Genomic DNA, 25630 nt, shown 5'->3' with positions numbered 1-25630 from the left:
ATGCTAACAAAATGATAACAAAGTAACGATCCCATGACAAATAACAAAAAAAGCGAGGAAGCTCCTCGCTTTTTTTGTTATTTAACAGCTTCTTTCAGCTGTTTACCAGCTTTAAAGGCCGGTGTCTTTGTTGCTGCAATGTCAATTTCTTCTCCAGTTTGCGGGTTGCGGCCTTTTCTGGCGGCGCGCTCGCGTACTTCGAAGTTTCCGAAGCCAATTAGTTGAACGGTATCTCCTGAAGACATCGTTTCTGTAATTAAATCAAATACTGCATTGACAGCGTTCCCCGCATCCTTCTTCGATAATTGCGTGCGTTCTGCTACTGCCTGAACGAGTTCTGTTTTATTCATCTTAATCAACTCCATTTCCTTTAACTAGCAATCTGCTACCATTATGTCCAAAATCATTTGCTTTATACATGGTAGATTATTTATGTGGAGGAATTCTGTCTTTTTTTTGCAAATAGAGCGATGCGTTCAACTCGCCGCCGAGGACGAGAATTAAGCCGGTCAGGAAAAACCAGAGCATCAGAATAATCACGCCTCCTAAACTTCCATACGTCGCCGAGAAATTGCCGAAGTTGCTGACATAGGAAGAAAAGGCGAAGGAAATAATTTGCCAGCTGACCGTTGCAGTAAGCGCCCCGACGATCACATCCCTGAATTTTAAACGAACGTTGGGGGACACCCAATATAAAATCATTAAAACGAACGTCATCAAGGCAATGCCGATTACCCATCTCAGCATATTCAACAGAACGGCTGTCTCCTCCGGCAGAAAGAAGTACGTTTCAATAAAACGGATAATCACGTTGCCGAAAACAGGAAGCAGCAAGGTGGCGACGATGACGATGATCATCCCGAGCGTGAGAAAAATCGAAAGAATACGCAGCTTAAAAAAATTGCGGGTCTCCTCAATATTGTAGGAGCGATTGACAGCTCTGATCAAGGCATTGACGCCGTTGGAAGCTGACCAGATTGTCGCCAAAATCCCGAAAGATAATAACCCTCCTTGCGGCTCGCTGACGACTTCAAGAATCGTCGTTGAAATTAGGTCGGCTAAATCGGCCGGCAAATAATCGTGAATGAGCTGACCGATCATATCCCCGTCCAAGTTAAAATAGGGAATAAGGGCGAGCATGAAGATCAGCAGCGGAAAAATCGAAAGCATGAAATAATAAGCGAGGGTCGCTGCCCAGTCGGGAATTGGATCTGTTTTAAGTTGTTTAATGAATATCGTCAAAAAACGTGACTGTCTCATTCCATAACTCCTTTGTCCAAAGATCAAAAAGTAAAAAAATTGCCGGTTGATACGAGAAAGGACACTAGCGTTTTTCTTAAGAAACGACCTTCTTTCTTATTCTACCTTACCCGAATTTGAATCTCATGTATAATGGAAAACGGAAAAGCTGTACCGGTCCTAAGAAGGGAGAAATGATGATGAACGAAACGACGCAACAACGGCCTGATGACAAGGAGGGCGGGCAAGCGACGTATTACGCGAAGGAAGGCAAGATTCTCTGGATTTTGTTATTTATCGTCACGCTGACGTACGCATACGCCTGGGAATCCCACTATTCCTACCTCGCTTATGTGCTGCTGTTTTTCTTTGTGGCCGCGATGACGACCCATTACCGCCTCCATGTGTCAGACGATGGACTGCGGTATGAGATTCGTCTGCTCGGCCTGATGGTGAAGCAGCGGATCGTTCAGGCCGGACAAATTGAGAAGCTGCATTTTATTCATCTCGGCGAGCGGACGATCGTCCTCATTTATGTGAAAAAAGCTATGCGTTTGCGCCTTCACCGCTTTCAGCCGAGCGATTTCAGCGGGCATCTTCGAGCGTTTGCTGCTGAGCATCAGCTTCCGGTGGAGGTCGATGGTAAACGATGAAGGCCAGGCTGAATTCTGTTATAATGAAACTAGCCAATTTTAAGGAGTTGAACATATTATGCCAACTGTTGAAAGCTTCGAGCTCGATCATACGATCGTCAAGGCGCCCTATGTAAGACATTGCGGAAAGCATGTCGTCGGAACAGATGGAGAAGTTAATAAATTCGATATTCGTTTTTGCCAGCCAAATAAACAGGCGATGAAGCCGGATGTGATCCATACGATGGAGCATCTTCTTGCGCTTAACATTCGCCGTTTTGCGGAAGATTACAAGCATTTTGATGTCATTGATTTATCGCCGATGGGCTGTCAAACCGGCTTCTACTTAATTATGAGCGGTTCCCCAACGGTCAAAGAAATCATCGACGTGCTTGAAAAAACGATGACCTATTCGGTTGAACTGGACGAAGTTCCGGCAGCGACGGAAAAGCAATGCGGGCAGGCGAAGCTCCATGACCTTGAAGGAGCCAAGCGACTGATGCGCTTTTGGCTTGAACAGGACAAGGCCGAGCTGGAGCAAGTATTTGGCTAAGTAAAATGAAAAGTGGTTGGGCTGCTGTAAGGCGGCTCAGCCATTTTTTTATTATGAATGTCTAATCTCTTCCGGCAGCGATTTTATAAAGGAAGAACGACTTGTTCCGCGCGTTACGCTCTCCATGAAAGAACCCCACGTTCATGGAGAACAAAGGCCTTTGTGACAGCTCCGCACAGTGCTTCTAAGAAATTCGCACAGCGATTTTCTTATTCAAAGTCAATTTCCTTCGCTGGAGAGACGTTTGCTTTCAGGACGTCGCGCATTAAATGAATCGCTTCGTTATTGGTATCGACCGTATTTGAAGCGACACAGTCAGCCGGGACAATGAGTTTATAGTCACGCATATAGGCGTCATTGGCGGTGAACTGAACGCACATATTGCCCGCTACACCCGTAATAATAAGCGTTTCGACTTCTAAATGTGTAAGCAGTAACTCTAATGGTGTCGCGAAAAAGCCGGAGAACTTCGGCTTCAGGACGAAATAATCATCTTCATCCGGTTTAATTAACTCGACGATCGGCTTGCCGGTCATTCCCTCTTGCATGCAATGATCGACAATTCCGGGGAAATCGGACTGCCATCTCCCATAATTATCATTGACGTAAATAATCGGCACTCCGATTGCTTTCAGCCGTTTTTTTAAGATGGCGATTTGTTTTGCCGCTTCAAACGCATAAGGAAATAAACAAGGACCGTGTTCAAACTCAAGATCATTAATCATATCGATAATTAACAACGCATAACGCGAGCGAGCTGGCGGCTCCATCAGACCCTCACCTCCATTTTTTCTGACTCACTCATCGCTGAGGCTGAGCTTTCTTCTATATCGTTCCCCGCTGTAAAGAAAGAAAACCTGACGATGGTGATGAATTAAAATATGTTCAAAAAAAGATTGAAAAGCCATTCGTGCTCGATTCATTGATATGGTATGATAAATAAAATATAAGATAAAGATGAAAGTGAGTTTCAATGGAAGGAGTATGAGGGATGAAGGGAACCGAGATAGAAATATTGCACATTATTGAAGAGAATGGTCGCGTCTCCTTGCCTACTTTAGCAAAGATGGTCGATGCAACGGAGGAAGAGGTTAGCGCGATTTTAAAGAAGCTTGAGGAAGATAAAGTCATTTTAAGCTATTCCGCGGTAATCGACTGGAGCAAAGTAGAACAGCAGGAAAGTGTAACAGCTGTTATTGATGTGAAGGTAACACCGCAAAGAGGGGTAGGCTTTGATGAAGTGGCGGAGCGTATTTATCGTTTCCCGGAAGTGAAAGCTCTTTATTTAATGTCCGGAGCGTATGATCTTTCTGTCGTGATTGAAGGAAAGACGATGTCTCAAGTGGCGCGTTTCGTTTCAGAGAAGCTGTCAACGATTGATACTGTCATCTCCACGACGACTCATTTTCAATTGAAAAAATATAAGCATGACGGGGTCGTATTCGAGCAAGGAGAAGAAGATCACCGCATTGTGGTGACGCCATGATGACGCCCTCACAAACGAAAGTGAACAGCCGCCTTTCAAAAAGGGTGCAGTCGATCCAGCCTTCAGGGATTAGACGCTTTTTTGATTTGGCTTCAAAAATGGAAAATATCATTTCGCTCGGCGTTGGAGAACCGGATTTCGTCACGCCGTGGAATGTAAGGGAAGCAAGCATTTCCTCGCTTGAGCGTGGTTTTACCGCCTACACCGCCAATGCCGGCCTTATCGAGCTGAGAAGAGAAATCGCTGTTTATATGGAGCGGCGCTTTTCGGTCAGCTATGATCCGGAAAACGAAATTCTCGTGACGATCGGGGCAAGCGAAGCGATTGATATCGGGATGCGCGCGATTCTCGATGAAGGCGATGAAGTGATCGTCGTCGAACCGAGCTTCGTCTCTTACGCCCCGCTCGTTCAAATGGCCGGAGGGGTAGCGGTTCCGGTCGGGACGAGTAGTGAAAATGATTTCAAAGCGTCGGCAGCGCTAATTGAGGCGGCGATTACGCCGAAAACAAAAGCGATTATGCTTTGTTTTCCAAATAATCCGACCGGTTCCACGATGAATGCGGCGGAGATGAAAGAAATCGCCGAAATCGCCGAACGCTATGACCTGATTGTTTTTTCGGATGAAATTTACGCTGAGCTCAGCTATGATGAAGACCATGTCAGCTTCGCTTCATTGCCGAACATGAGAGAGCGGACGATTTTAATTTCAGGCTTTTCGAAAGCTTTTGCGATGACGGGCTGGCGTCTTGGCTATGTATTGGCTCCGCCCGACCTGCTTGCGGCGATGCTGAAAATCCATCAATACAGCTTAATGTGTGCCCCGACGATGGCCCAATACGGAGCGCTTGAAGCGATGCAAAGCGGGATGGATGATGTCGAGAAAATGAAGCAGTCGTATAAACAGCGGCGCAATTTTATCGTGAAATCTTTTGCAGAGATCGGCTTAAGCTGTCATACTCCGGGCGGGGCGTTTTATGCCTTTCCATCGATCGCTTCAACCGGGCTGACTTCTGAACAGTTTGCCGAGAAGCTTTTGCTGGAAGAACGGGTGGCGGTTGTCCCCGGTCATGTATTCGGGGCTGGCGGGGAAGGACATATCCGCTGCTCCTACGCGACTTCCATGGACAATTTGGAAGTGGCCGTCGAAAGAATCGGGAACCTGTTGCAAAAATTGTAAGCTTCAGACGAAAAAAAGGGGTGACTCATAGGAAGTTGACTTTTTGACCGAGTCAAGCTTCCAGATGAGTCACCCTGCTTTATGTGGTAGGGGATTACGATTGTACTAAGCAGTGTGGCCAATAACTGGAACTTTTATACCGAAGATGGAGGGTGAATAATAGATGAGAGTGCTTGAGCAAATGAGGGAGCATAATCCACTTGTTCATTGTATGACAAACAGCGTCGTAACGAACTTTACAGCGAACGGGCTGCTGGCGATTGGCGCTTCCCCTGTGATGGCGTACGCGCAGGAAGAAGTCGCCGATTTGGCCGCTGTCGCCGGGGCGCTTTTGTTAAATATTGGCACGCTTTCAGCAGAGCAGATTGAGAGTATGGTCAAAGCGGGGAAGGCAGCCAATCAGGCCGGTGTGCCAGTCATTCTTGATCCTGTCGGCGCCGGAGCGACAACATTTCGCACGGAGATGAGCCTGAAAATTTTAGCTGAAGTGAAGGTCGATGTCCTGCGGGGGAACGGAGGAGAGATCGCTTCGCTGATCGGTGTGGAGGGAGCTGTCAAAGGAGTTGACGGGTCGGTTTCTGGTGATGCCGGTGACGTTGCTCGTCGCGCGGCAAAGCAATTTGACTGTGTCGCCGTTGTCACCGGGGAAGTCGATGTCATCACAGACGGAACTCGAATGCTGAAGGTGGCGAACGGCCATCCATGGTTAACAAAAGTCGTCGGGACAGGCTGTCTGCTTGGCGCGGTGATCGGTGCCTTTAGCGCGCTTGACCGTGAGCGGATTCTTGAGCTGACAACCGAAGCGGTGGCATGCTATGGAGTGGCTGCCGAGCTGGCGTATCGAGAAACAGCTGAAAAGGGTATCGGCTCATTCCAAATGGCGTTTCTCGATCAGCTGTCACGGCTTGATGATGAAAAAGTAAGCGAGCTGCGCCGTGTGGAACATGGCAGAAATGAGGGAACTGGAAATGAGTAATGAAATCTTTCAACAATTACCGGATTACTTGCAGCATTCTTTAGCGAAGCAAGGGATCACGGAGCCAACAGATATTCAGCAGAAAATGCTGCCTGAGGCGCTGGCCGGGCAGTCGCTCATTGCCCGCTCCCAAACGGGGACGGGAAAGACATTGGCGTTCTTATTGCCGATGCTGGCCAGCATCGACGCTGGGCAAAAGGGGCTGCAGGCGGTTGTATTGGCACCGACACAGGAGCTGGCGATGCAAATCGTTGACGTCGCGAAGGAGCTGACAGCCGACCATCCGTTGCAAATCGGTTCTTTTATCGGCGGGGCGAATATAAAGCGTCAGGTCGAACGACTAAAAAAGCAAAAGCCGCAAATCGCGGTGGGAACGCCGGGCAGGCTGCTTGAATTAATTGAAATGAAAAAGCTGAAGGTTCATGAAGTGAAAGTCGTCGCGGTTGATGAAGCAGACCGGATGATTGCCGAGCGCCCATCCTGGGAAGCGACGCTGCAAATCGCCAAGCGCGCCGGCCGCGACACGCAGTTTTTATTTGTCTCAGCGACGATCCCAGCTGACTTTCAAGCAAAGATTGCTGATGCTGTTCCGTTTGTCGTTCAGGTCGAAGCCGAAGGTGGCCTGTTGCAGACAGAGACAGTTGAGCATCTTTTTGTCAGAGCGGACAAGCGGGATCGGATTGATGTCGCCAGACGGATTATTCACGCTGAAAACATTACGAAGGGACTTGTCTTCGTCAACCAGCTGGAAACCGTCTATGAGACCGTGGATAAGTTTACGTTTAAAGGCGTGAAGGCGTCAGCCCTCTCTTCTGAACAATCAAAAGAGGAACGCAAGCAGGCGCTGCAGCAATTTAAACAAGGAGACGTCCACATTCTCGTGGCAACGGATGTCGCGGCCCGGGGGCTGGATGTCGAGAACATTACCCACGTGATCCAGGTCGACGCCCCGTCCCATCCTGACAGCTATTTGCATCGTGCCGGACGGACAGGAAGAATGGGGAAAGCCGGTACGGTCATTACGTTGATTGATAAAGCAAGTGAATATAAGCTGGAAAAATATGAGCGTGATCTGAAGCTTACATTACAGGAACGTTTTCTGACGCACGGCCAGCTGAAGGCGTAGTTTTATATAAAAGATGACGAGCGACAGCCTCGCACAATGCTTAGAAAGGCTCTCAAAATCAGGAAACGGCTACGATCATTACGAAAAAGCGGCCCCTTGTTTTCTTTTCGGAAAAACGGGTAAACGTTCAAAAAGAACTGTTTTTTGCGTAAAGGACCTTTCTGTGTTAAAATCAAAAGGTTAAAAATTATTTAGGAGATGTATGTGTATGTCAAATTATGAAGTAGGCAGTATTGTAGAAGGAAAGGTTACAGGCATTAAGCCGTTCGGTGCTTTCGTAGCGATTGATGACAAAAAGCAGGGGCTTGTTCATATTTCAGAAGTAGCTCATGGTTTTGTAAAGGACATTAACGACGTATTGAAAGTTGGCGATGAAGTTAAAGTAAAAATTATGAACGTTGAGGAAGAATCAGGAAAGATCTCTCTTTCCATCCGCGCTACACAAGAAGCGCCTGAACGCCCGGCTCGTCCGGCTAAGCCGCGCAACGCAGGGGGCGGCGCACCGGGAGGACGCAAGCCACAGCCGCAAAAAAGCCAGCAGCAAGGCTTTAACACACTTGAAGATAAGCTTAAAGAGTGGTTGAAGCAATCAAATGAAATTCAAGCTGACCTGAACAAACGCGCGAAAAAATAATAGAAAAGAGGGTGTCCCAAGCGGGACACCCTCTTTAATTAGCGTTGGGTTTCCGGAACGCGTTCAAGCTCTTCATCAGGCTTGAATAGAATAGAGATACAATAGAGACCAGCTAAACCAACAATTGCGTAAATGACCCGTGAGAATGCCGCTGCCTGTCCACCGAAGATTGCAGCAATTAAATCAAAGCGGAAGAAGCCAATCAGACCCCAGTTTATTGCGCCGATAATGGCTAATACTAACGCTGTGCGTTGAATACCGCTCAACTTATTCACCTCCATTGTCGAAGAATGTACACAACAAGTCGTGGTTGTGTCTTACCCATAGCATGAGATAACAGATTAACAATTATGCATGGATCGCAAGTGCCAATCGTTTACATTTTTTGAGCAATTGAGGATAATAGAAGAGACGATAATCAAGGAGGGGTATGATGAATCCATTCATTTTTCGCAATCCGACAAAATTACTATTCGGCAAAGGACAAAACAGCGCATTGGCTGCGGAGGTCCAAAAGTACGGCCAACGTGTGCTGCTCGTTTACGGCGGTGGCAGCATTAAACGAAACGGTCTCTATGACCAGGTGATCGGCCAGCTTCAATCAATCAATGCTTCCGTAGTGGAACTTGCCGGAGTGGAGCCTAATCCCCGTTTGACGACTGTACAAAAAGGGATCGACCTGTGCCGTGAGCATGATGTTGAGCTTGTGCTTGCTGTTGGCGGCGGAAGCGTCATTGACGCGAGTAAGGCAATTGCGGTAGGAGCCAAGTTTGACGGCGATTTTTGGGATGTCATCACGAAGAAGGCGAAGCCGACAGGAGCATTGCCGTTAGGCACGATTTTAACATTGGCGGCGACAGGCTCGGAAATGAATGCCAATTCAGTGATCACCAATTGGGAGATCAATCAAAAGCTTGGCTGGAACAGCGTGTATTCCTATCCGGCTTTTTCGATTCTCGATCCGAAAAATACGCTTACGGTTCCGCGCGATCAAACCGTTTACGGCATCGTCGATATGATGAGCCATGTAATCGAAGCTTATTTTCACAAAGCGGACAACACACCGTTGCAGGATCGGATTATGGAATCGATTTTGCTTACAGTCATCGAGACAGCACCGAAGCTGCTTGATGATTTAGAGAACGAAGAGCATCGGGAAACGATTCTCTATTGCGGAACAATGGCCTTGAACGGCATTACGCAAATGGGGCTGCAAGGTGATTGGGCAACCCATAATATGGAGCATGCCGTATCCGCCGTTTATGATATCCCACATGCCGGCGGACTGGCGATCTTATTCCCGCACTGGCTTGCTTATACCCTGGACGAACGGATCGAACGCCATGTCCAGCTGGCAACCCGCGTCTTCAACGTTGATCCGGCAGGCAAAAGCGATCAGGACATTGCGAAGGAAGGCATCGCCCGCCTGACTGAATTCTGGACGTCGCTCGGCGCGCCAAATAAGCTTGCTGATTATGAAATTGATGACAGCCAGGTAGCGCGAATGGCTGAAATTGCTTCAAATCGCGGGGAATTTGGGAATTTCAAAAAGTTAGCGCAAGCTGATGTGGAGAAAATTTTAACAGCTGCCCTATAGGGCGTAGCCGCAGAAAAAAGGATGATTTTCCCTTTTTCTGCGGCTTTGTTTTTATGAGTGGGTTTCTCACAACGGGCTTGGGGCGTGTGAAGCCATTGCCAATAGACACAAAAGCCCGCTTGTTTAAGCCAAAGAGGTTTCTTTTTTTTGCAGGGCGGGCATCAAGTAAGAGGACTTTTTTGAATAGAGGAAAGGGAAGCGGACAATCTTGTATATACAACTTGCTTCTTTTGGCCGGATTCGTTAAAGTTGGGGATGACTTGACTTAATGTTGTTTGGATAAAGGAGATGGAACGATGACACTTCAATTTGATTATTCAAAGGCTCTTTCATTTTTTCAACAAGATGAAGTAACGTATATGCAAAATGCGGTCACAGCCGCTCACGAAGCTCTTCATCAGAAGAGCGGAGCGGGCCATGAGTATCTTGGGTGGGTTGATTTGCCTTCAGCGTACGATCGCGAAGAGTTCAGCCGGATTCAGGCAGCGGCCGAGAAAATAAAGTCAGATTCCGACGTGCTGCTCGTGATCGGAATTGGCGGCTCTTATTTAGGGGCGCGCGCCGCAATCGAAGCCTTGCAGCATTCGTTTTACAATCTTCTAGGAAAAGAAGAGCGCAAAGCACCGCAAGTCTTTTTCGTTGGTCACAATATGAGCTCGACGTACATCAAGGATTTGCTGACGCTGCTTGATGGAAAGGATGTGTCGCTCAATGTCATCTCCAAATCAGGGACAACGACCGAGCCGGCGATCGCTTTTCGGATTTTCCGCCAGTACCTTGAACAGAAGTACGGGTGCGAGGAAGCAAGAAAACGGATTTACGCCACGACTGACAGGAAGAAGGGCGCCCTGAAAACATTGGCCGATGAGGAAGGCTATCAGACGTTTGTTGTCCCTGATGACGTAGGAGGACGCTTTTCTGTGCTGACGGCGGTCGGACTGTTGCCGATTGCCGCAGCCGGCCTTGATATCGAAGCGATGATGAATGGCGCGCGTCAGGCAAGCGAAGATTTAGCGACTCCTGATTTAGCAAAAAATCAGGCCTATCAATATGCGGCGATTCGCCAAATTTTTTACAACAAAGGAAAGAGCATTGAAGTGATGGTTAATTATGAGCCTGCGCTGCACTTTGTCGGTGAATGGTGGAAGCAGCTGTACGGCGAAAGTGAAGGGAAGGACGGCAAAGGTCTCTTCCCGGCGGCTGTCGATTTTTCGACCGACCTTCATTCGATGGGCCAATACATTCAGGATGGGCGGCGCAATCTGTTTGAAACGGTGCTGCATGTCGGAAAGGTCAGGGAAGAACTGACGATTGAGGAAGCGGACAGCGATTTGGACGGCTTGAATTATTTAGCCGGGGAAACGATTGATTTCGTCAACAAAAAAGCGTTTGAAGGGACGATGCTTGCCCATACCGACGGTGGAGTGCCTAACTTGATTGTCCATATCCCGGAATTAAATGAATTCCACTTCGGCTATCTCGTCTACTTTTTTGAAAAAGCGTGCGGTATAAGCGGCTATTTGCTCGGTGTTAATCCGTTTGATCAGCCTGGCGTCGAGGCATATAAGAAAAATATGTTCGCGCTCCTTGGGAAGCCCGGCTTCGAGAAAGAAAAAGCCGAGCTTGAAGCAAGATTAAAGTAATACTCCTTGCAGGACAGCCGTCGCTGGCGATTTTGCCTCCCTTACATAAAAGCAGCAAGAGCAGGCTACACTACGACCAAGAGTGAATTTCTTGGAAAGGGTGAAGCCGGATGCTTGCACTTCCTTCTTCTGTTGAGGGGAAACAATATAAGCTGAGTGTACTGGAGGAAAAGCTTAAGCCGCTTGGTTATCGGATTGGCGGCGGCTGGGAGTATGATCACGGTTACTTTGATTACAAAATTGATGAACAGGATGGCTACACGTTTTTACGCTTGCCCTTTAAGGCGGTGGACGGCGAATTGGACCAGCGCGGCGTAATGGTTGAACTCGGTCAGCCGTTCTTGCTCAACCATCAGTTTCAAGAGGACCTGGAGAAGGATGCAGATCCGTTCGACGGCTTGTTTCGGATGTCGTACAATAGCGTCGTCAATCAATTCCAGAAGCCGGTCGATAAGGACGCTTCACTCGATCCGAAATTTATGCCGACGGCCCGCAGCCTTATTCAGGAGCTTGAGCTTACTTTGCTTTAGTAAGGCGGCGGATGATCATAATTAATTCGTCGTCAACCTGGACGAGCGTTTCGGCAGGCGGATGAAGCAGTACACGCTCCCGGCGTTTAATGCCGATCAGCAGTTCACCGGCGTCATAGCCTGCCTTCAATACATCAATGAAGCGATAGCCAATCTGATGATCAGAAGCCGGCTGAAACGATAATTGATTCATCTGATCAAATTTCAATAAGTCGCCGACAACATCACTCATATGGTGGTGGAGAAGGCTGGATACGAGAACAGCGCCTGTCAGCGTGGTTGATTCAATGCATTCATCAGCCCCGGCCCGATAGGCGTTTTCCAATTGCTCCTTCGTCAAAATTTCGACGATCGTATAGACATCGCGATTTTGGCTTTTGACTGCCAGTGTCGTTAAGATCGTCCGCGCGTCCGCTGTAAATTCATTTCCCTGCTGCTTGGCAGTAATGAGCACACTTTGAGCGAGACCGATGTTGGCCTGTTTCAGCACGGCGTCTTCACTGCTGTTGCCTTTAACAAAATGCAGCTGCTTATAGCCGGGAGGAGCCTCGGTTAATGTTTCGTCAATCAGCACGATCGGTGTTCCCGGCTCAACCTCCTGAACATTTTCAATCGTATGCTTGCTCCGCTCGTTCCAGCCAATGATGATAATATGCCCCTCCCCTACAAAAGCGAGCTCGCCATAACGAAACGACTGATTGGTGGAAAATGCAATTGACGCAAGAGTCGTGACAAGTAACGTCATTACTCCGACACCGACAAAAATCAGTAAAATCGCCAAAGCTCTCCCGATGATCGTCACAGGTACAAAATCTCCATAGCCGACCGTCGACACCGTAACCAACGCCCACCAAATGCCATCAAACCAGGTCGGAAACTTCAACGGTTCAAGCAAATGAACGGCTCCACCAATGAGGCAGGCAATGGACAGAATGACCAAGAGCAATTTGACGAGAAAAGGCACCTTTCCCATTAATGTTCGAAACATCAACCACTGTAGCATAACGTCTCCTCATTTCTAATTCTCCTGTCAGCTAGTATTGCCAAGCTCTTGCCGGATCAGTCACGCTCTGTTACGATAAGGAGCATGAGTAAAAGAAGGAGAGAGCGACCTTGGTTTCTGCGATTGTCTTTGCATTTGCTATTTTTTGCGGCTGGCTGATAGTGGATATCGTCAAGCAGCGTAAGCTAACACTGGAAAACGTCCTGAGCTCCCTAGTCGCCGCCGTCATAGCAGGTCTCGCCTGGTGGGTGCTGGAGCTGATTTTTTAATCAGCCTCCTTTCTAATTTATGCTTGACTTTTTTGCGCAAGAGAGGTAAATTAGATGTTGTCCGACACAAATCGAATACGGGGCCATAGCTCAGCTGGGAGAGCGCTACGCTGGCAGCGTAGAGGTCAGGGGTTCGAGCCCCCTTGGCTCCATCGGAATATAAAAGATCAGATTGTTCTTCTTTTTGAAGGACATCTGGTCTTTTTTGTTTTTAGATGAGCGTCTGAAGAATGAGGCAGTATGTATAGAGTCCTCTTTTGTTGTATATACATAGTATATACAACAAAAGAGCGAGGTGATACAATGGATAATAAGCATGGAACAAAAAATAAGGATGTGATGACCGTGACGACAAAAGTACAAAAGTGGGGGAATAGCTTAGCGATTCGCATTCCTAAACATGTTGCGGAGCAAATTGAGATCGAGCAGGGCTCAGAGATTGAGCTGCATGTTGAAAATGATACGTTGACAGTTAAAGCGAAAAAGGAAAAAGTGACATTAGATGGGTTATTATCCAAAGTGACAGAAGAGAATCGGCATCAAGAAATCGACTTTGGCACGGAAGGGAATGAATCCTTATAATGAGTACTCCTGATCGTGGAGATTTGGTTTATGTTAATTTCAACCCTCAATCCGGTCATGGACAAGCTGGAACAAGACCTGCTATTGTTTTAAGTCCGAAACCTTTTAATGAGGTGACAGGATTTGCGGTAGTCTGTCCAATCACCCGTCAACAAAAAGGCTATCCTTTTGAAGTGGCTCTTCCAGGTGAATTAGCGATTGAGGGAGTGATCTTAACAGATCAAGTGAAAAGTCTGGATTGGCGCGCGCGAGGCTTTACTATGAAAGAAAAAGCACCGGAAAAGATTGTTCAAAATTGCCTTAAGCTGATCCATACTTTCTTGGGATAATGACGTTACACTCATGGGAGGGTGTATCATTGAAAAGCTTATTAGTATTTATCACTGTAAGTGTCATTTTGGTATCATGTGCGAACAGCGCGCCCCCTTCTGACGGTCATGACATGGTTGGCAATATTGTCGATATACAGGACAACACGTTAATAGTCCAGATTCAGGAGGTCCCGTATCAAACATCTCCTTATAGAACAAATATTGGTTCTGAAATCAGATTTGGCATCCCTGATTCTAACTTAATAGAGCAATATTCGGTAGGGCAAACGATATCAATTTGGACAGAGGGGATTTTGGATTCTGCTCCAGCAACCTCGCAAGCCACGCGAATTGAATTTCCTTGATAAGGCACTTTCTCATTGTCTAAAGTGATAGATAAAACCTTACCCAATCAAACTTCCTATCCGTCTTTTCAAAAAGAGGAGAGTTTATATGTATTTAACACTGGCGAACGTTGATGATATTCTAAACGGTTTAACTGTAAACGATTTTCACGAGGGAAATGAGGAAGAGCTATTGTACCTAGGTATTGAAATGAGTATGGAGAAGCGTCACTTAATCCTGAAAATGCTCAAGCAAGGACGTCATCTCATTTTGCAAGACCTTGAATCTGATAATGGAACCTATTATTTCTTATATATGATTTTTGCTAAGCATACGTATAAGGTTTTTATAAAACAGATAGAGGGTTTTTCTATAGAGAATTACTTCGTAGTACAGCATGATTTCGGTGACTATTACGTCTTACAAGATTTTTATCACGACATTTTAGAAGGAAATTCTGATTTACTAGATAAGGCTACTGTAATGAGTACATATGGAAGACAATTGGAACTAGCTGATGCCAAAATAGAGCTGAAAGAGATAAACGGGAAATGGAAGATGATTTTTAACTAAAACAGACATTTTTATTTTTATATCGCCAGCAGGAGGAAGGTTGCTCATAAGGAGCGGTCTTCCTTTTGCTCGCCTGGGACCCAAAGCATATAAAGCCGGTCCGGAGTTTGTTTTTTGAAAATCAGTTCATTGGATTGATCTCTTTTCGTACATGGACTGTTGGAAGTGACCAGGGGATTGGCCTTTTTTTAAAAATACTGTTTACAAAGTGACTATTCTGTAATACTATGTAGTGGTACTAAGTAATACCGAATATTAGTTATACAGAATAGTAAGAGGTGAGTATACTGGAAAACCTGACAGAGATGCTCAAGGGCGTGCTTGAAGGATGCGTCCTTGAAATTATAAGCCGTCAAGAAACTTATGGGTATGAAATCACCCGGCAGTTAAACGCTCTCGGCTTTTCAGATGTGGTCGAGGGGACAGTTTACACAATCTTGGTCCGCCTTGAAAGAAACAAGCTGGTAGAGGTCAGCAAAAAGGCATCTGATATGGGGCCGCCGCGAAAATTTTTTGTGCTTAACGAAGCGGGGCGCGAGGAGTTGCAAAGGTTCTGGAAAAAGTGGGAGTTTGTCTCGGAGAAAATTAACCAATTAAGGGAGGAATAAGGGAATGTCCGGATTTTTCGACAATTATCTAAATATCAAAAAAATGTTTGAGAGCAAGCGTGAGTATAAGCAACAGATGGCAAGGGTGGAGGCGCTGCCGAAAGATTATCAATACGTATTTAAGAAAATCCAAAGTCACATGTGGATGTTTGCGGCGGGAGCCGGCTATGACATGATGAAGATCCACTATGACCTGATCGAGCTGTTTGAAGCAGGGGCGGCGGACGGCAAGCATATTTTGGAAATAACCGGTGAAGATGTTGCTTCATTTTGCGACGAACTCTTGCGCAGTGCCAACACATACACAGAAAACTGGCGCGAGGCTTTGAATCGCGACATCCTGAAAAAACTCGGAAGAGAGATCGACTCAAAGTGAATGGTAATTTCCCACCCTTTTCACCTTCATTATTAATCAATTAAATACAACAAGAAGGTTAACTAATTGGTCATTCCCAAAAGCGTCACCTTAACTAATTCCATAGACAGCGATTTTAATGTGATGCTGGGTAAACGCTATGTAAGTAACAGATTCAAAAATTGAGGGTGAGTTGGTAAGACAGTCCGAATTGAGGGATTAAGAAAGATTCTTAGCCATCTTTTGTAAGCGACAGTCAGGTGTTACCCGGTTCGTCTTCATGTTAAGATAAGGAAAACGATAATAAGCGAGGTACATCATGACCAAACACAAGATTTATACAATGAGTTTCGCAAGTGTCTATCCCCATTATGTGACGAAGGCGGAGAGAAAAGGACGAACGAAAACGGAAGTCAATGAAATTATCCGCTGGTTGACAGGGTACAGTCAGGAAGAGTTAGAAGGACAACTGGAAAAACAAACCGACTTTGAGACGTTCTTCGCCGAAGCTCCCAAGATGAACCCTTCCCGGGCTTTAATTAAAGGGGTCGTCTGCGGTGTCCGCGTGGAAAATATCGAAGAACCGACTATGCAGGAAATCCGTTATTTGGATAAGTTGATCGATGAGCTGGCAAAGGGAAAAGCAATGGCAAAGATTTTGCGGGCATAAGAGAAGGAACGACTTTTCGGTCAGTTGACAAAGCCGCAGAAAAAGGATGATGTTCCCTTTGTCTGCGGCTTTCCAATAGGTCAAAGCTAGTTTCTTCCTTCCTAAACGAATGGACGGGTTGCTTGGCTAGTTGCTAAAGTACTTCCGAGCCAGCAATTCGGCGGTGCGTGTGGCAAGTGCCTGGGTTGTTAATGTTGGGTTGGTCCCGCCGATTGCGTTGGCCTGGACACTGTTGTCAGCGAGATAGAGACGATTGACCTGGTAGGCCTCGCATGACAAGTCAACCACCTTTCCCATTCGCATGGTCGATTTAGGATGGATGTAGAAGTTGGCGGCGATATCATTGCGGTGAATTTTCCGGGCCCCTGCCTTGCGCAGGAGGTTCATCGCTATTTTGGTTAATTGGATTCTTTTCTTTTCTTCGGTTTTGCTCGGTGTATAGTGTACGGCAGCTACCGGTCCATGTTCATCCTCCGTGTGAGGGTCCAGCTCCACTCTGTTATGAAACTTGATTTCATCATCCGTTATGAGCAAAAGGCTGAGGGATCTTCGATAATCGTCCATGTTATCTTTCAGCTCAGCTCCCGTGATTCTTCCTTTTTGATCCCATAAACCGGAAGCAAGAAATTCATTATAACCAGCCTGACTTGAACCATAGTGCATCATTGCCAGCAGACCTGGACTTAAGCCCATATCTTGTACCGTTCCGAGGCCTGGATAGTCGAGTCTTGCTCCTGAAGTATGACCGACGAACGGATCAATGGTCGGGCTGCCGATAACCTGCATTAATGTTTTTTTATCAAATATTCCGGTCACTGTGTCAATATAGTGATTCGTTAATCCCCTGCCTACCCAGGAATTATGCGGCAAATCCGAATTTAGCCAAAGACGCGGGCTTTCGATCGAACCGGCAGCCATCACCACAACTTTTGAGAGGATTTCCTCAACTTCGCCGGTCCATGTGTTTCGGCATCGTACGCCGACAGCGGAGACATTGCCGCTTGCATCCAGTTCAGTCAATATGTTTGTTGTAAAGGTGTTCGGACGAAAGGTGACATTTCCCGTCTTCATGGCCAACGGAACATAACTGACATTCGTTGATCGCTTTGCCATTTTGTCAAGAGAGGGACCGTAAGGACAGCCATGCTCACAATGTCCGCTCAGCGTACAGCCCTCCATATGACTTAATTGTTCTAATGAATACTCGGGATTCATTAAATTCTCGTTTGGAGGCAAAATCGCATTCGGCTGGGGGCGGTATCCGCTCTCTGTCACATCCAACGTTCGATTAAGCGAAAATCCCGCTTGCTCAGCACCATAAAAGAACAGCGCTTCTTTCGAGGTCATCGGCGCAAACTCTATCGGTAGTGTCTCTTCGACTTTTTCATAATAGGGAATCAGTTCCTTATAACTGATCGGCCACCCTTCATCGATCGCATAAGGAAAAGCGCGTGGTGAATTTGCCCAATAATGAAGGGTTGTGCCGCCAATGCCTGCATTTTGCCATAATAACAAGCCTGGATTAGGGAGGTTTCGATACCAGGGACTGCGTCTGCGGTCCGCCGGTCCGAGCCGGAATTTTCCGCTCACCGGGTTATTCATGTCATGTTCAAGTCTTGTTATTTGCTTCCGATAAAGAGATCCATCCAGGTCTTGCGGGTCGGAGCTTTCCTGCGCTAATCCGCGATGTTGATTAGGCTCGGGCCATTGTTTATTGCCATACCATGGGCCGGCTTCAAGAACAAGCACTTGAATCCCCATTTCCCCAAGCTCCTTTGCGATCACGGGCCCTCCACCACCGGCACCAATGACGATGACATCCGGGTTTTTCATCATTTCCTCCTCATTTCTCGATCGTTTCTATGGTTACTGGTGTTGATTACGAAAAATATTTTTTTGCCAGCAATTCGGCGGTGCGTGTGGCAAGTGCCTGTGTCGTTAAGGTCGGGTTGGGGCCTCCGATGGAATTGTAGTGATTGCTATTGTCTGTAATGTAAAGCCGCTGAACCTGATAGGCTTCGCATGTTGAATCGACGACATACCCCATCCTCATCGTACTTTCGAGATGAATGTAAACGTTAGGCGGGAGAACGCTTCGGTGGATGGTATGTGCTCCGGCCTGCCGTAAAATAGCCGTGGCGATTTTAGCCAATTCCGTTCGCTTTTGCCTGTCTTGCTTCCCGGGAACATAGTGGACGAGCGGGATTGGACCATGTTCATCTTTAATAGTCGGGACGACTTCGACCCTGTTTCGGTAATGAACGTCATCGGCTGTAAAGATCGCAATCGTCAGGCTGTTTTTGTAATGATCCATCGCTTCAGCCAACTGATCCCCGACGATTCTGCCTTCCTGGTCCCAAAAGTCCGAAGCGACAAATTCACTATATCCGACCTCGCTCGTACCGTATACGACTTGGGCGCTTAGCCCCGGGCTTTCCCCTAATGTTTCAATCATTCCGAGCCCTGGATAGTCAAGGCGCGCTCCAGATGTATGACCGATAAAGGGAGCTGCGCTCGGGCTGTCGAGAAGCTGCATCAATGTCTGCTCGTCAAATGTCCCCGTGACCGTGTCCATAAAATGATTCGTCAGCCCTCTTCCAACCCAAGGGTTATGCGGTAAGTCGGAATTGAGCCACAGGCGTGGACTTTCAACGGCCCCCGCGGCCATAACGACTACTTTAGCCTGGATTTCCTCGCTTTCTCCAGTCCATGTATCGCGGCATCTTACACCAACAGCAGAAGGGAGACCATCAGCTCCTGTTTCCGTTAATATTTTTGTTGTAAATGTATTTGGACGAAAGGTCACGTTCCCCGTCTTCATCGCCAATGGCACATAGCTTATGTTCGTTGATCGTTTCGCCATCCGTTCAAGAGATGGCCCGTAAGGACAGCCCTGGGCACAATGCCCGCTTAATGTACAGCCCTCCATATGACTTAATTGCTCTAATGAATATTCGGGGTTCATCAGATGTTCGTTTGGAGGCAGAATCGCATTTGGCTGAGGCCGATACCCGCTCTCTGTCACATCCAACGTCTGATTACGTGAAAAGCCGGCCTTTTCCGCCCCATAATAGAACAATGCTTCCTTTGAAATCGTCGGCGCAAATTCCACCGGTAAGGTGCTTTCCACTTTTTCATAATAGGGGATCAGCTCTTCATAGCTTAGAGGCCACTCGCTGATCGCTTCAGGGAACGCCCGGGGAGAGTTACCGTAGTAATGCAGAGTCGTTCCTCCAATGCCAGCATTTTGCCACAATACCGCTGGATCCGGGACATCTCTGGTCCAGGGGCTGCGCCTTCGATCGGCCGGACCCCAGCGGAACTTTCCACTGACGATATCATTCATATCATTTTCCCGTCTTGTCAGCTGTTGGCGGTAGAGCGCCCCGTCTAAATCAGCTGGATCAGAGCTTTCTTTAGCTGAGCCGCGATGCTGATTCGGATCAGGCCATTTTTTGTTGCCAAACCATGGACCTGCGTCAAGGACGAGTACTTGAATGCCTAATTCACCTAACTCCTTGGCGACAACCGCCCCGCCGCCGCCTGCACCGATAATAATGACATCTGGATTTTTCATTATGCGTTTTCCTCATTTCTCGGCATTTTCATCAAAAACCCGCGAAAGTCGCGATAACCTAACGAAACACCTGGGTATCCGACTTGCTGCCAGCTTAAAGGGAAAAACTGAAGGCGCCGCTTATCAGGTGGCAGCAGTCTTGTTGTACCGTAAGCCGACCACTCGGAATAATAGCCAAATAAGGATAAACGGTTTAAGGCGTCTGTCACATATTTCACCATTCCGGCGTTATTCGTATAAGGAGACGGTAAAGAATTAACATCGACACTCAAGTCCTCAAGAGCAGCTAACACTCTGATCCGATCCTCACGGAGAAGGCTGGAAAAGGCCCCTCTGGCATTTGATTTTTTCGAGGGAGTTTGCAGTTGACCGGCAGCTATAAGCTGTGCTGCCGCTGAATCCAGCATCAAGGCAGTTGGATAGGCGAGCGGGATCGGGGTCAGAAAGAACTGCTGCTGAATCGTAATTTCATGATTAAGCGCATGAATGACATACTCATGAACATTCATATCTGAATCAATAAAATACGAACCGTGCTGCATCGGAGGAGTTTGGGGGACTAAAGCATCAGTCAGCGCTTGAAAGGTCTCACAGACATATTCGTGAAAGGGGGTGGAAAGCTTAATAATCAATCACCTCTTTTATAAACGGAATAGTACCATTTATATAAGGGAGTTGGGTTTTTATGTTTATTGTTTTGAAGATTTGGCAATCGAATGGAAAAATATAATTCAGTCTAAAATGACTCGGTGTTCGGCACAATTTAACGAGTTGGCTGAGGGTAGAGAAAGAACAGCAATTTAACGTTGCTTTTATGAAACGGTCACGATAAAATCAAATACATACCAGTCAGTTTTTAAATTTATTGCATCTACCAAAAATAGGAGGGACAAGGAAGTTGGAATTGATAAGTTGCAGGCAGGGGGATGAACATGACGGAGAAAAATAAATTTCAACTCAAAAGAGAAGCTACCTATACTAAGTTGATTGAAGCTGGGTTTGAGGTTTTATGTCAGAAAGGTTATTCAGGGGCTTCTGTTGATGATATTGTCCAGCAAGCGGGATTTACGAAGGGGGCTTTCTATGTGCATTTTAAGACTAAGGAACAGTTCATGCTCGATTTGCTGACTTACCGAAAAGAAAGGCGGGCAGAGATTCATCTCCCTTTTATTTCATTGATTGAAACCGGCTCTTCATTAGAACAGATCATTCGGGAGTCGATGGAAATCATCGTTGGACAATTGCAGAAGACACCGGAATGGATTCTAGTCTATGTCGATTTCTACATGCAGGCTAAACGTCATTCGAATTCGAGAGCCGTGTATCAGACTCTTTATGATGATTGGATTAGTGAAATTCGAAATTTTATCGACCTGTTGAGAGCAAATCAATTTTTACCACAAGAAACAAACTCCTTAGAAATAGCGAAGATGTTCTATGCTTATTTAGATGGTTGTCTGCTCCATGACAATCTATACAAGGAAATGTTAAACGTCCCTATGGTGACTAAGGGATTCCTGGCGATACTTAATAGTAAATAGGAGGAGACTTTTGGGGGAGGGAGGTTGGAAATGTTGAATTGGCATATGAAGTTCGCTCTACTATTGATTGTAACATTTCTTTGTTTGGGATGGGGGGACTTGCTGATTTCTAATCACCGTGCGGTCTATGCAAGTGATGTTAATTGGCAAACGGTGGGCGAAGCAGGATTTTCAGAAGGGGCTGTCGCCGCTGGCAACTCGATGATCACCACGGTATCAATTGACGTGGATGAGGGTGTGCCCTATGTTGCATATGCAGATGAATCAAAGGGTGGTAGGTTGGTCGTACAGGCATATAACGGGGCAATTTGGGAATTTGTAGGGGAGGAAAATGGTATTTCGGATAATGAAGCGTCAGGGATTTCACTCGTTCTTTATGATGGGACACCTTATGTCGCTTATACTGGAGAGGAAGACTTCGGGCCGGACAAAGTATATGTAAAAAAATATAATGGAACCACTTGGGAGTCGTTGGGAAGCGAAGTGGGGTATACAAGCGCCACCACAACCTCTTTAAGCGTATATGAAGGGACACCTTATGTCGCTTTTGTTAATAATTCAACTGGGAGTATCGGAGCGTACAGTTTTAGTGGGGGCGGATGGAGTTCTTTGGGGTCATCTGGATTATCGCGAGGGAGCAGTGTTTCGATCGATGTTTATGAGGGCACGCCTTATCTTGGATACAGGAGCTTGACCCCTCAAGCAATTGTTGCGAAGTTGAACGGAAGTATATGGGAATCGCTGGAACAGGCAAGCTTGTCTACGGTAGGAAGTCAAAAAACGATCATGCAACTTGATAACGGAACTCCTTATGTGGCGTATTTTACCCCACAGTCAAAGGCGACCGTGACGAAATATATTGGGGAAGATGGATGGGAATCTGTAGGAACGCCAGAGTTTTCACCAAATGGATCGTACACGGCTTTTGCCATGGATGTAGGCATTCCTTATTTTGGCTTCAGGGATTCATCATCTTCAGAGAAAGCGACGGTCATGACGTTTGACGGAAGCGTATGGAAGACAGTTGGTACTGCTGGATTTTCACAAGGTGAGGTCGGCAATTTGGCGTTCACTATAGATGATGGAAGCGCCTATTTGGCCTATATCGATGAAGCCAATGGCGACAAAGCTACGGTGATGAAATATGACCTCTATCAAATTGCAGAGTTTGCTGATCAGACGCTGGCGCATCTTAAGACTGGTTACGTTTCAGGAACACAGGAGAAAAAAAAGATCACGATCCAGCGCGCGTACTCAGGTAAATTGGATAATCTTACGGTTCGTTTAACGGGTAAAGATGCCGATAGTTTTACGATCAGTCAGCCGCTAGAAGCAACGCTGGATAATATGACTCCGGAGACGACGTTTACGGTGCAAGCGAAGGACACGTTGGGAAGGGGAACGTACACGGCGACCATCGTAGTGGAAGCGGATCATGCAAGGGCACAGGAATTCGCAGTGACTCAGTCGGTGTTGCTGCAGACCGCTAAACCGAGTGCAGAACCTTTAGGAGGGAGGGTACCGCATGGGGAAACGGTTACGCTGACGACAACAACGGCTGGAGCGGCGATCCACTACACGACGGATGGCAGCGAGCCGACAAGCAGCAGCGCGGAATATACCTCCCCAATCGAAGTTACGGCTGACATGACCATCAAGGCAATTGCTGTGAAAGACGGGATGATGGATAGCGAAGTGATGGAAGAACATTATACAATTCAGGCTTCCGAACAAGTCGCAAGACCAGCTGCAACTCCAGCAGGAGGAGCAGTTGAGACAGGAACAGCCATTGCATTAGCAACAGTGACGTCTGGGGCGAAGGTCTACTTCACGACGGATGGCAGCGAGCCGACAAGCAGCAGTGCGGAATATACCTCCCCAATCGAAGTTACGGCTGACATGACCATCAAGGCAATTGCTGTGAAAGACGGGATGATGGATAGCGAAGTGATGACTGAACAATACACAATCGCAACGAAGCTGGAACCGACGAATCTGACTGCGTCGGCGGGTGATCGTTCTGTTACGTTAAAATGGAATGAAGTCATTGGAAAAGGTACTGTGACTTATATGGTTTACCAAGTGGAGGGTTCATCAGCTCCAGATGATCCAGCAAACTGGCGACCTATTCAAGCTACTATTATGGACAGCAGCTATACTGTTACCGGACTGACGAACGGCAAACCTTATACGTTTGCCGTAAAGGCGAATGATGCTGAAGGTGACAGCGACTTTTCCAATATAGCGACAGCGACCCCAAGAGCAACGCCAGAAAGTGGAGGCTCGGGTGGCAGCAGAGATCGTCCTGTTCCTGTTTTATCCGACGATGCTCATCTGACGGAGCTTCAAGTGTGGGCTGATGACATAAATCTGACGCTCAGCCCAGCATTTTCTTCCGGTGTAATGAAATACAGAGGAGATACGGAAGCCGAACAAGTGGACATTATGGTAAAAAGGGCCGACTCTGGGGCAAAAGTGATGCTGAGGGATAAAGTCTTGATGAACAGGGCCACAGTCGATCTTGAGGAAGGCGACAATACATTTGTGTTGATCGTGCAGGCGGAGAATGGCACAAAAAAGAACTATACACTGACTCTTACCCGTAAAGCGCTACTGCCAGCTGAACCAGCTGAATTTACTGACATTGCGGGACACTGGGCGGAAAGCGAGATTAAGCGTGCCACATCGGAAAGTATCGTCAACGGCTATCCGAACAGCGTATTCAAACCGAATCATCCTATCACCCGCGCTGAGTTTACCGTCATGCTGGCAAATGTGTTGGAACTGGAGGGGGAGGGAGCGACACTGGTGTTTTCAGACATCGACCAAACTGGATGGGCGAATCCAGCTCTCGCTCAGGCAGTACAGGAGGGGATTGTTACCGGTTACGAAGATGGAAGCTTCCGACCGAATGCACCTATCACTCGAGCGGAAGTCGCTGTCATGGTGGCACGAGCGCTAAAGGTAAATGACAAAGCTTATGCATCAACCAGCTTTACTGATGACAAAGACATTCCGCAGTGGGCAAAAGCCTCGGTGGAAGCGATTCATCAGCAGGGGCTTGTGAATGGACGTGAAGGGGAACGATTTGTCGCGAATGATAAAGCGACAAGGGCAGAGACGACAATTATTCTTCTGCGGATGTTAGAGACAAAGAGAGACAGTTGAAGGAAAGATAGGATAAGATAAGATGAGCAATCCTGCGTGGGGATAACTACTCAGTGGTAAGTGGTGTCTGTGCCTTGTTTAAACAGACCGCCCCCTCATTTGAGGATATTTGTCGAGAAGTCGTAACTATGTAGGAGATGTCGGGAGAGGTTGTAGTTTCCTTCCCTTCGGCCTTTTCCCCGACATGATTTTAGTCACTTTACCTTAAAAGACACCTTTTAAGCATGATAGAAGTACTTGTTGATTAGGCCTTGCATAGGAAACAAATCTATGACTTATATAAACTTTTAGTCATGAACGAGGACTGATGTAATACTTTGGTACACACGAAATTGTCTACTCCATTTTGAAACGGAAATATAGGATAATAGCGATAGAGAAGAGAGGAGAGTGAGTAGCTTGAATCGGGCGAAAGTGATGCTGGTCGAAGATGATGTAGACTGGAGCAACGGCTTGCAGGCGTACTTTTCCAACGAAACCGGGTTTACGATCACTTCCTGTGTAGACAATATGGAAGCCTGTATGGCAGAGCTCAATCAAACACCGGTTGATGTCGTGCTGATGGACATTATTTTAGGGGATGCGAAGGCAACTGGATTGGATGCTGCACTGGATATTACATACAAGTATCCTGCGGTAAAGGTGATTATAGTAAGCTCATTGGAAGATGATGATGAAGTGTTTAATGAAGCGTTTTTGAACGGGGCATACGACTTTGTTTATAAAAATGAGTTTGAACAAATTCCTGCGGTTATTGCCAATGCGATGAGTGAACAGGTTACGAAATACGGGCCAAGGCTGAAAAAACTCGTATATGACAAGAAAAAGAAGCTGCTAAATCCGTATGATGTCGTGCTGTTGAAGCTTATACGGGAAGGGAAGACGCAGCAGGAAATTGCTGATATGAACAGTGTAAGCCTGTCAGCAGTGAAAAAACGAGTCGGCCGGATATTGGAGAAATTTCACTGGAGTCGCCCGACGAAAGAGTTAGCAGATAAATGCCACAAATGGGGGCTGCTGGAGTAAGGAGAGTC

At 46.9% G+C, this 25630-nt stretch carries 29 protein-coding genes and 1 tRNA gene; 22 read left to right on the top strand and 8 right to left on the bottom strand.

The window, feature by feature from the left end; all coding sequences use genetic code 11:
• Positions 1–77: 77 nt before the first annotated feature.
• Together ABMB67_RS15075 and ABMB67_RS15070 are read right to left on the bottom strand one after the other, a co-directional pair.
• A complete protein-coding gene (locus ABMB67_RS15075) occupies positions 78–350 on the bottom strand; it encodes an HU family DNA-binding protein (RefSeq protein ID WP_251195251.1) in 273 nt (90 codons plus the stop codon).
• A 76-nt stretch (positions 351–426) separates the two neighbouring features.
• Positions 427–1260 carry a YihY/virulence factor BrkB family protein gene (locus ABMB67_RS15070; RefSeq protein WP_354572559.1) on the bottom strand — a complete coding sequence of 278 codons (834 nt, stop codon included), beginning with the start codon at positions 1258–1260 and terminating at the stop codon, positions 427–429.
• Positions 1261–1439: 179 nt separating this feature from the next.
• Between ABMB67_RS15070 and ABMB67_RS15065 the strand changes: the two genes are divergently transcribed.
• Complete coding sequence (locus ABMB67_RS15065; protein WP_354572558.1) at positions 1440–1892, top strand: hypothetical protein; 453 nt, start codon at positions 1440–1442, stop codon at positions 1890–1892.
• A gap of 58 nt (positions 1893–1950) precedes the next feature.
• The gene (locus tag ABMB67_RS15060) at positions 1951–2424 is read left to right on the top strand and encodes an S-ribosylhomocysteine lyase (protein ID WP_251195248.1); all 474 of its coding nucleotides are present in this window, start codon (positions 1951–1953) and stop codon (positions 2422–2424) included.
• Positions 2425–2633: 209 nt separating this feature from the next.
• On the opposite strand, the gene ABMB67_RS15055 is transcribed toward ABMB67_RS15060, so the two are convergent.
• A complete protein-coding gene (locus ABMB67_RS15055) occupies positions 2634–3194 on the bottom strand; it encodes a cysteine hydrolase family protein (protein WP_251222877.1) in 561 nt (186 codons plus the stop codon).
• Positions 3195–3415: 221 nt separating this feature from the next.
• Between ABMB67_RS15055 and ABMB67_RS15050 the strand changes: the two genes are divergently transcribed.
• The 5 genes from ABMB67_RS15050 to yugI all read left to right on the top strand — a co-directional run bounded on the left by ABMB67_RS15050 (position 3416) and on the right by yugI (position 7824).
• On the top strand, positions 3416–3910 hold the full coding sequence (locus tag ABMB67_RS15050) for an Lrp/AsnC family transcriptional regulator (protein WP_251222878.1): 495 nt from the start codon (positions 3416–3418) through the stop codon (positions 3908–3910).
• Positions 3910–5088, top strand: coding sequence for an aminotransferase (locus ABMB67_RS15045; protein WP_354572557.1), 1179 nt, complete (start codon positions 3910–3912; stop codon positions 5086–5088). Before ABMB67_RS15050 ends, ABMB67_RS15045 begins: the two co-directional genes overlap by 1 nt.
• Positions 5089–5251: 163 nt before the next feature.
• Positions 5252–6064, top strand: a complete 813-nt coding sequence (gene thiM, locus ABMB67_RS15040) for a hydroxyethylthiazole kinase (RefSeq protein WP_354572556.1) — start codon at positions 5252–5254, stop codon at positions 6062–6064.
• Positions 6057–7190, top strand: a complete 1134-nt coding sequence (locus ABMB67_RS15035; protein ID WP_354572555.1) for a DEAD/DEAH box helicase — start codon at positions 6057–6059, stop codon at positions 7188–7190. The genes thiM and ABMB67_RS15035 overlap by 8 nt, the downstream gene beginning before the upstream one ends.
• A gap of 208 nt (positions 7191–7398) precedes the next feature.
• Positions 7399–7824: a S1 domain-containing post-transcriptional regulator GSP13 gene (gene yugI / locus ABMB67_RS15030; RefSeq protein WP_251222881.1), complete on the top strand. Its 426-nt coding sequence runs from the start codon at positions 7399–7401 to the stop codon at positions 7822–7824.
• 38 nt (positions 7825–7862) lie between these two features.
• On the opposite strand, the gene ABMB67_RS15025 is transcribed toward yugI, so the two are convergent.
• Positions 7863–8090, bottom strand: a complete 228-nt coding sequence (locus ABMB67_RS15025; RefSeq protein ID WP_251222882.1) for a DUF378 domain-containing protein — start codon at positions 8088–8090, stop codon at positions 7863–7865.
• Between the two features lie 167 nt (positions 8091–8257).
• Here ABMB67_RS15025 and ABMB67_RS15020 point away from each other — a divergent pair, with 167 nt between their 5' ends.
• The 3 genes from ABMB67_RS15020 to ABMB67_RS15010 all read left to right on the top strand — a co-directional run bounded on the left by ABMB67_RS15020 (position 8258) and on the right by ABMB67_RS15010 (position 11594).
• On the top strand, positions 8258–9421 hold the full coding sequence (locus tag ABMB67_RS15020; RefSeq protein WP_354572554.1) for an iron-containing alcohol dehydrogenase: 1164 nt from the start codon (positions 8258–8260) through the stop codon (positions 9419–9421).
• A gap of 296 nt (positions 9422–9717) precedes the next feature.
• Positions 9718–11064, top strand: a complete 1347-nt coding sequence (locus ABMB67_RS15015; protein ID WP_354572553.1) for a glucose-6-phosphate isomerase — start codon at positions 9718–9720, stop codon at positions 11062–11064.
• A gap of 110 nt (positions 11065–11174) precedes the next feature.
• Complete coding sequence (locus tag ABMB67_RS15010; RefSeq protein WP_354572552.1) at positions 11175–11594, top strand: YugN-like family protein; 420 nt, start codon at positions 11175–11177, stop codon at positions 11592–11594.
• Here ABMB67_RS15010 and ABMB67_RS15005 read toward each other — a convergent pair.
• Positions 11581–12597 carry a potassium channel family protein gene (locus ABMB67_RS15005; protein WP_251222886.1) on the bottom strand — a complete coding sequence of 339 codons (1017 nt, stop codon included), beginning with the start codon at positions 12595–12597 and terminating at the stop codon, positions 11581–11583. The genes ABMB67_RS15010 and ABMB67_RS15005 overlap by 14 nt on opposite strands.
• A gap of 110 nt (positions 12598–12707) precedes the next feature.
• Here ABMB67_RS15005 and ABMB67_RS15000 point away from each other — a divergent pair, with 110 nt between their 5' ends.
• The 9 genes from ABMB67_RS15000 to ABMB67_RS14960 all read left to right on the top strand — a co-directional run bounded on the left by ABMB67_RS15000 (position 12708) and on the right by ABMB67_RS14960 (position 16310).
• Positions 12708–12866, top strand: coding sequence for a hypothetical protein (locus ABMB67_RS15000; RefSeq protein ID WP_354572551.1), 159 nt, complete (start codon positions 12708–12710; stop codon positions 12864–12866).
• A gap of 79 nt (positions 12867–12945) precedes the next feature.
• Positions 12946–13018 (top strand) — tRNA-Ala (locus tag ABMB67_RS14995).
• A 151-nt stretch (positions 13019–13169) separates the two neighbouring features.
• Positions 13170–13448: an AbrB/MazE/SpoVT family DNA-binding domain-containing protein gene (locus tag ABMB67_RS14990; RefSeq protein ID WP_354572550.1), complete on the top strand. Its 279-nt coding sequence runs from the start codon at positions 13170–13172 to the stop codon at positions 13446–13448.
• Positions 13448–13777, top strand: coding sequence for a type II toxin-antitoxin system PemK/MazF family toxin (locus ABMB67_RS14985; protein WP_354572549.1), 330 nt, complete (start codon positions 13448–13450; stop codon positions 13775–13777). Before ABMB67_RS14990 ends, ABMB67_RS14985 begins: the two co-directional genes overlap by 1 nt.
• A 29-nt stretch (positions 13778–13806) precedes the next feature.
• The gene (locus ABMB67_RS14980; protein ID WP_354572548.1) at positions 13807–14124 is read left to right on the top strand and encodes a DUF3221 domain-containing protein; all 318 of its coding nucleotides are present in this window, start codon (positions 13807–13809) and stop codon (positions 14122–14124) included.
• 88 nt (positions 14125–14212) lie between these two features.
• Complete coding sequence (locus tag ABMB67_RS14975) at positions 14213–14677, top strand: hypothetical protein (RefSeq protein WP_354572547.1); 465 nt, start codon at positions 14213–14215, stop codon at positions 14675–14677.
• A gap of 305 nt (positions 14678–14982) precedes the next feature.
• On the top strand, positions 14983–15285 hold the full coding sequence (locus ABMB67_RS14970; RefSeq protein ID WP_354572571.1) for a PadR family transcriptional regulator: 303 nt from the start codon (positions 14983–14985) through the stop codon (positions 15283–15285).
• A gap of 4 nt (positions 15286–15289) precedes the next feature.
• Positions 15290–15661 (top strand): DUF1048 domain-containing protein, encoded by a 372-nt coding sequence (locus ABMB67_RS14965; protein ID WP_354572546.1) that lies wholly within the window; start codon positions 15290–15292, stop codon positions 15659–15661.
• 298 nt (positions 15662–15959) lie between these two features.
• The gene (locus ABMB67_RS14960) at positions 15960–16310 is read left to right on the top strand and encodes a DUF2200 domain-containing protein (RefSeq protein WP_354572545.1); all 351 of its coding nucleotides are present in this window, start codon (positions 15960–15962) and stop codon (positions 16308–16310) included.
• Positions 16311–16436: 126 nt separating this feature from the next.
• On the opposite strand, the gene ABMB67_RS14955 is transcribed toward ABMB67_RS14960, so the two are convergent.
• The 3 genes from ABMB67_RS14955 to ABMB67_RS14945 are packed head-to-tail and all read right to left on the bottom strand — an operon-like array spanning position 16437 to position 20519.
• The gene (locus ABMB67_RS14955; protein ID WP_354572544.1) at positions 16437–18146 is read right to left on the bottom strand and encodes a GMC family oxidoreductase N-terminal domain-containing protein; all 1710 of its coding nucleotides are present in this window, start codon (positions 18144–18146) and stop codon (positions 16437–16439) included.
• A gap of 43 nt (positions 18147–18189) precedes the next feature.
• Complete coding sequence (locus ABMB67_RS14950; RefSeq protein WP_354572543.1) at positions 18190–19887, bottom strand: GMC family oxidoreductase N-terminal domain-containing protein; 1698 nt, start codon at positions 19885–19887, stop codon at positions 18190–18192.
• Positions 19887–20519, bottom strand: coding sequence for a gluconate 2-dehydrogenase subunit 3 family protein (locus ABMB67_RS14945; protein ID WP_354572542.1), 633 nt, complete (start codon positions 20517–20519; stop codon positions 19887–19889). Before ABMB67_RS14945 ends, ABMB67_RS14950 begins: the two co-directional genes overlap by 1 nt.
• Positions 20520–20819: 300 nt before the next feature.
• On the opposite strand from ABMB67_RS14945, the gene ABMB67_RS14940 reads away from it, so the two are divergent.
• The 3 genes from ABMB67_RS14940 (at position 20820) to ABMB67_RS14930 (ending at position 25622) form a co-directional block, all read left to right on the top strand.
• On the top strand, positions 20820–21428 hold the full coding sequence (locus tag ABMB67_RS14940) for a TetR/AcrR family transcriptional regulator (protein WP_251222901.1): 609 nt from the start codon (positions 20820–20822) through the stop codon (positions 21426–21428).
• Between the two features lie 30 nt (positions 21429–21458).
• Positions 21459–24596 carry a chitobiase/beta-hexosaminidase C-terminal domain-containing protein gene (locus ABMB67_RS14935; RefSeq protein ID WP_354572541.1) on the top strand — a complete coding sequence of 1046 codons (3138 nt, stop codon included), beginning with the start codon at positions 21459–21461 and terminating at the stop codon, positions 24594–24596.
• Between the two features lie 399 nt (positions 24597–24995).
• Complete coding sequence (locus tag ABMB67_RS14930; RefSeq protein WP_354572540.1) at positions 24996–25622, top strand: response regulator transcription factor; 627 nt, start codon at positions 24996–24998, stop codon at positions 25620–25622.
• Positions 25623–25630 lie beyond the last annotated feature (8 nt).

Origin of the sequence: Halalkalibacter oceani (genome assembly GCF_040544555.1) — a bacterium.
Classification (GTDB): domain Bacteria; phylum Bacillota; class Bacilli; order Bacillales; family Bacillaceae_D; genus Halalkalibacter; species Halalkalibacter oceani.
The sequence above is the reverse complement of the archived record's forward strand: the minus strand, read 5'-3'. Positions and strand labels throughout refer to the sequence as shown.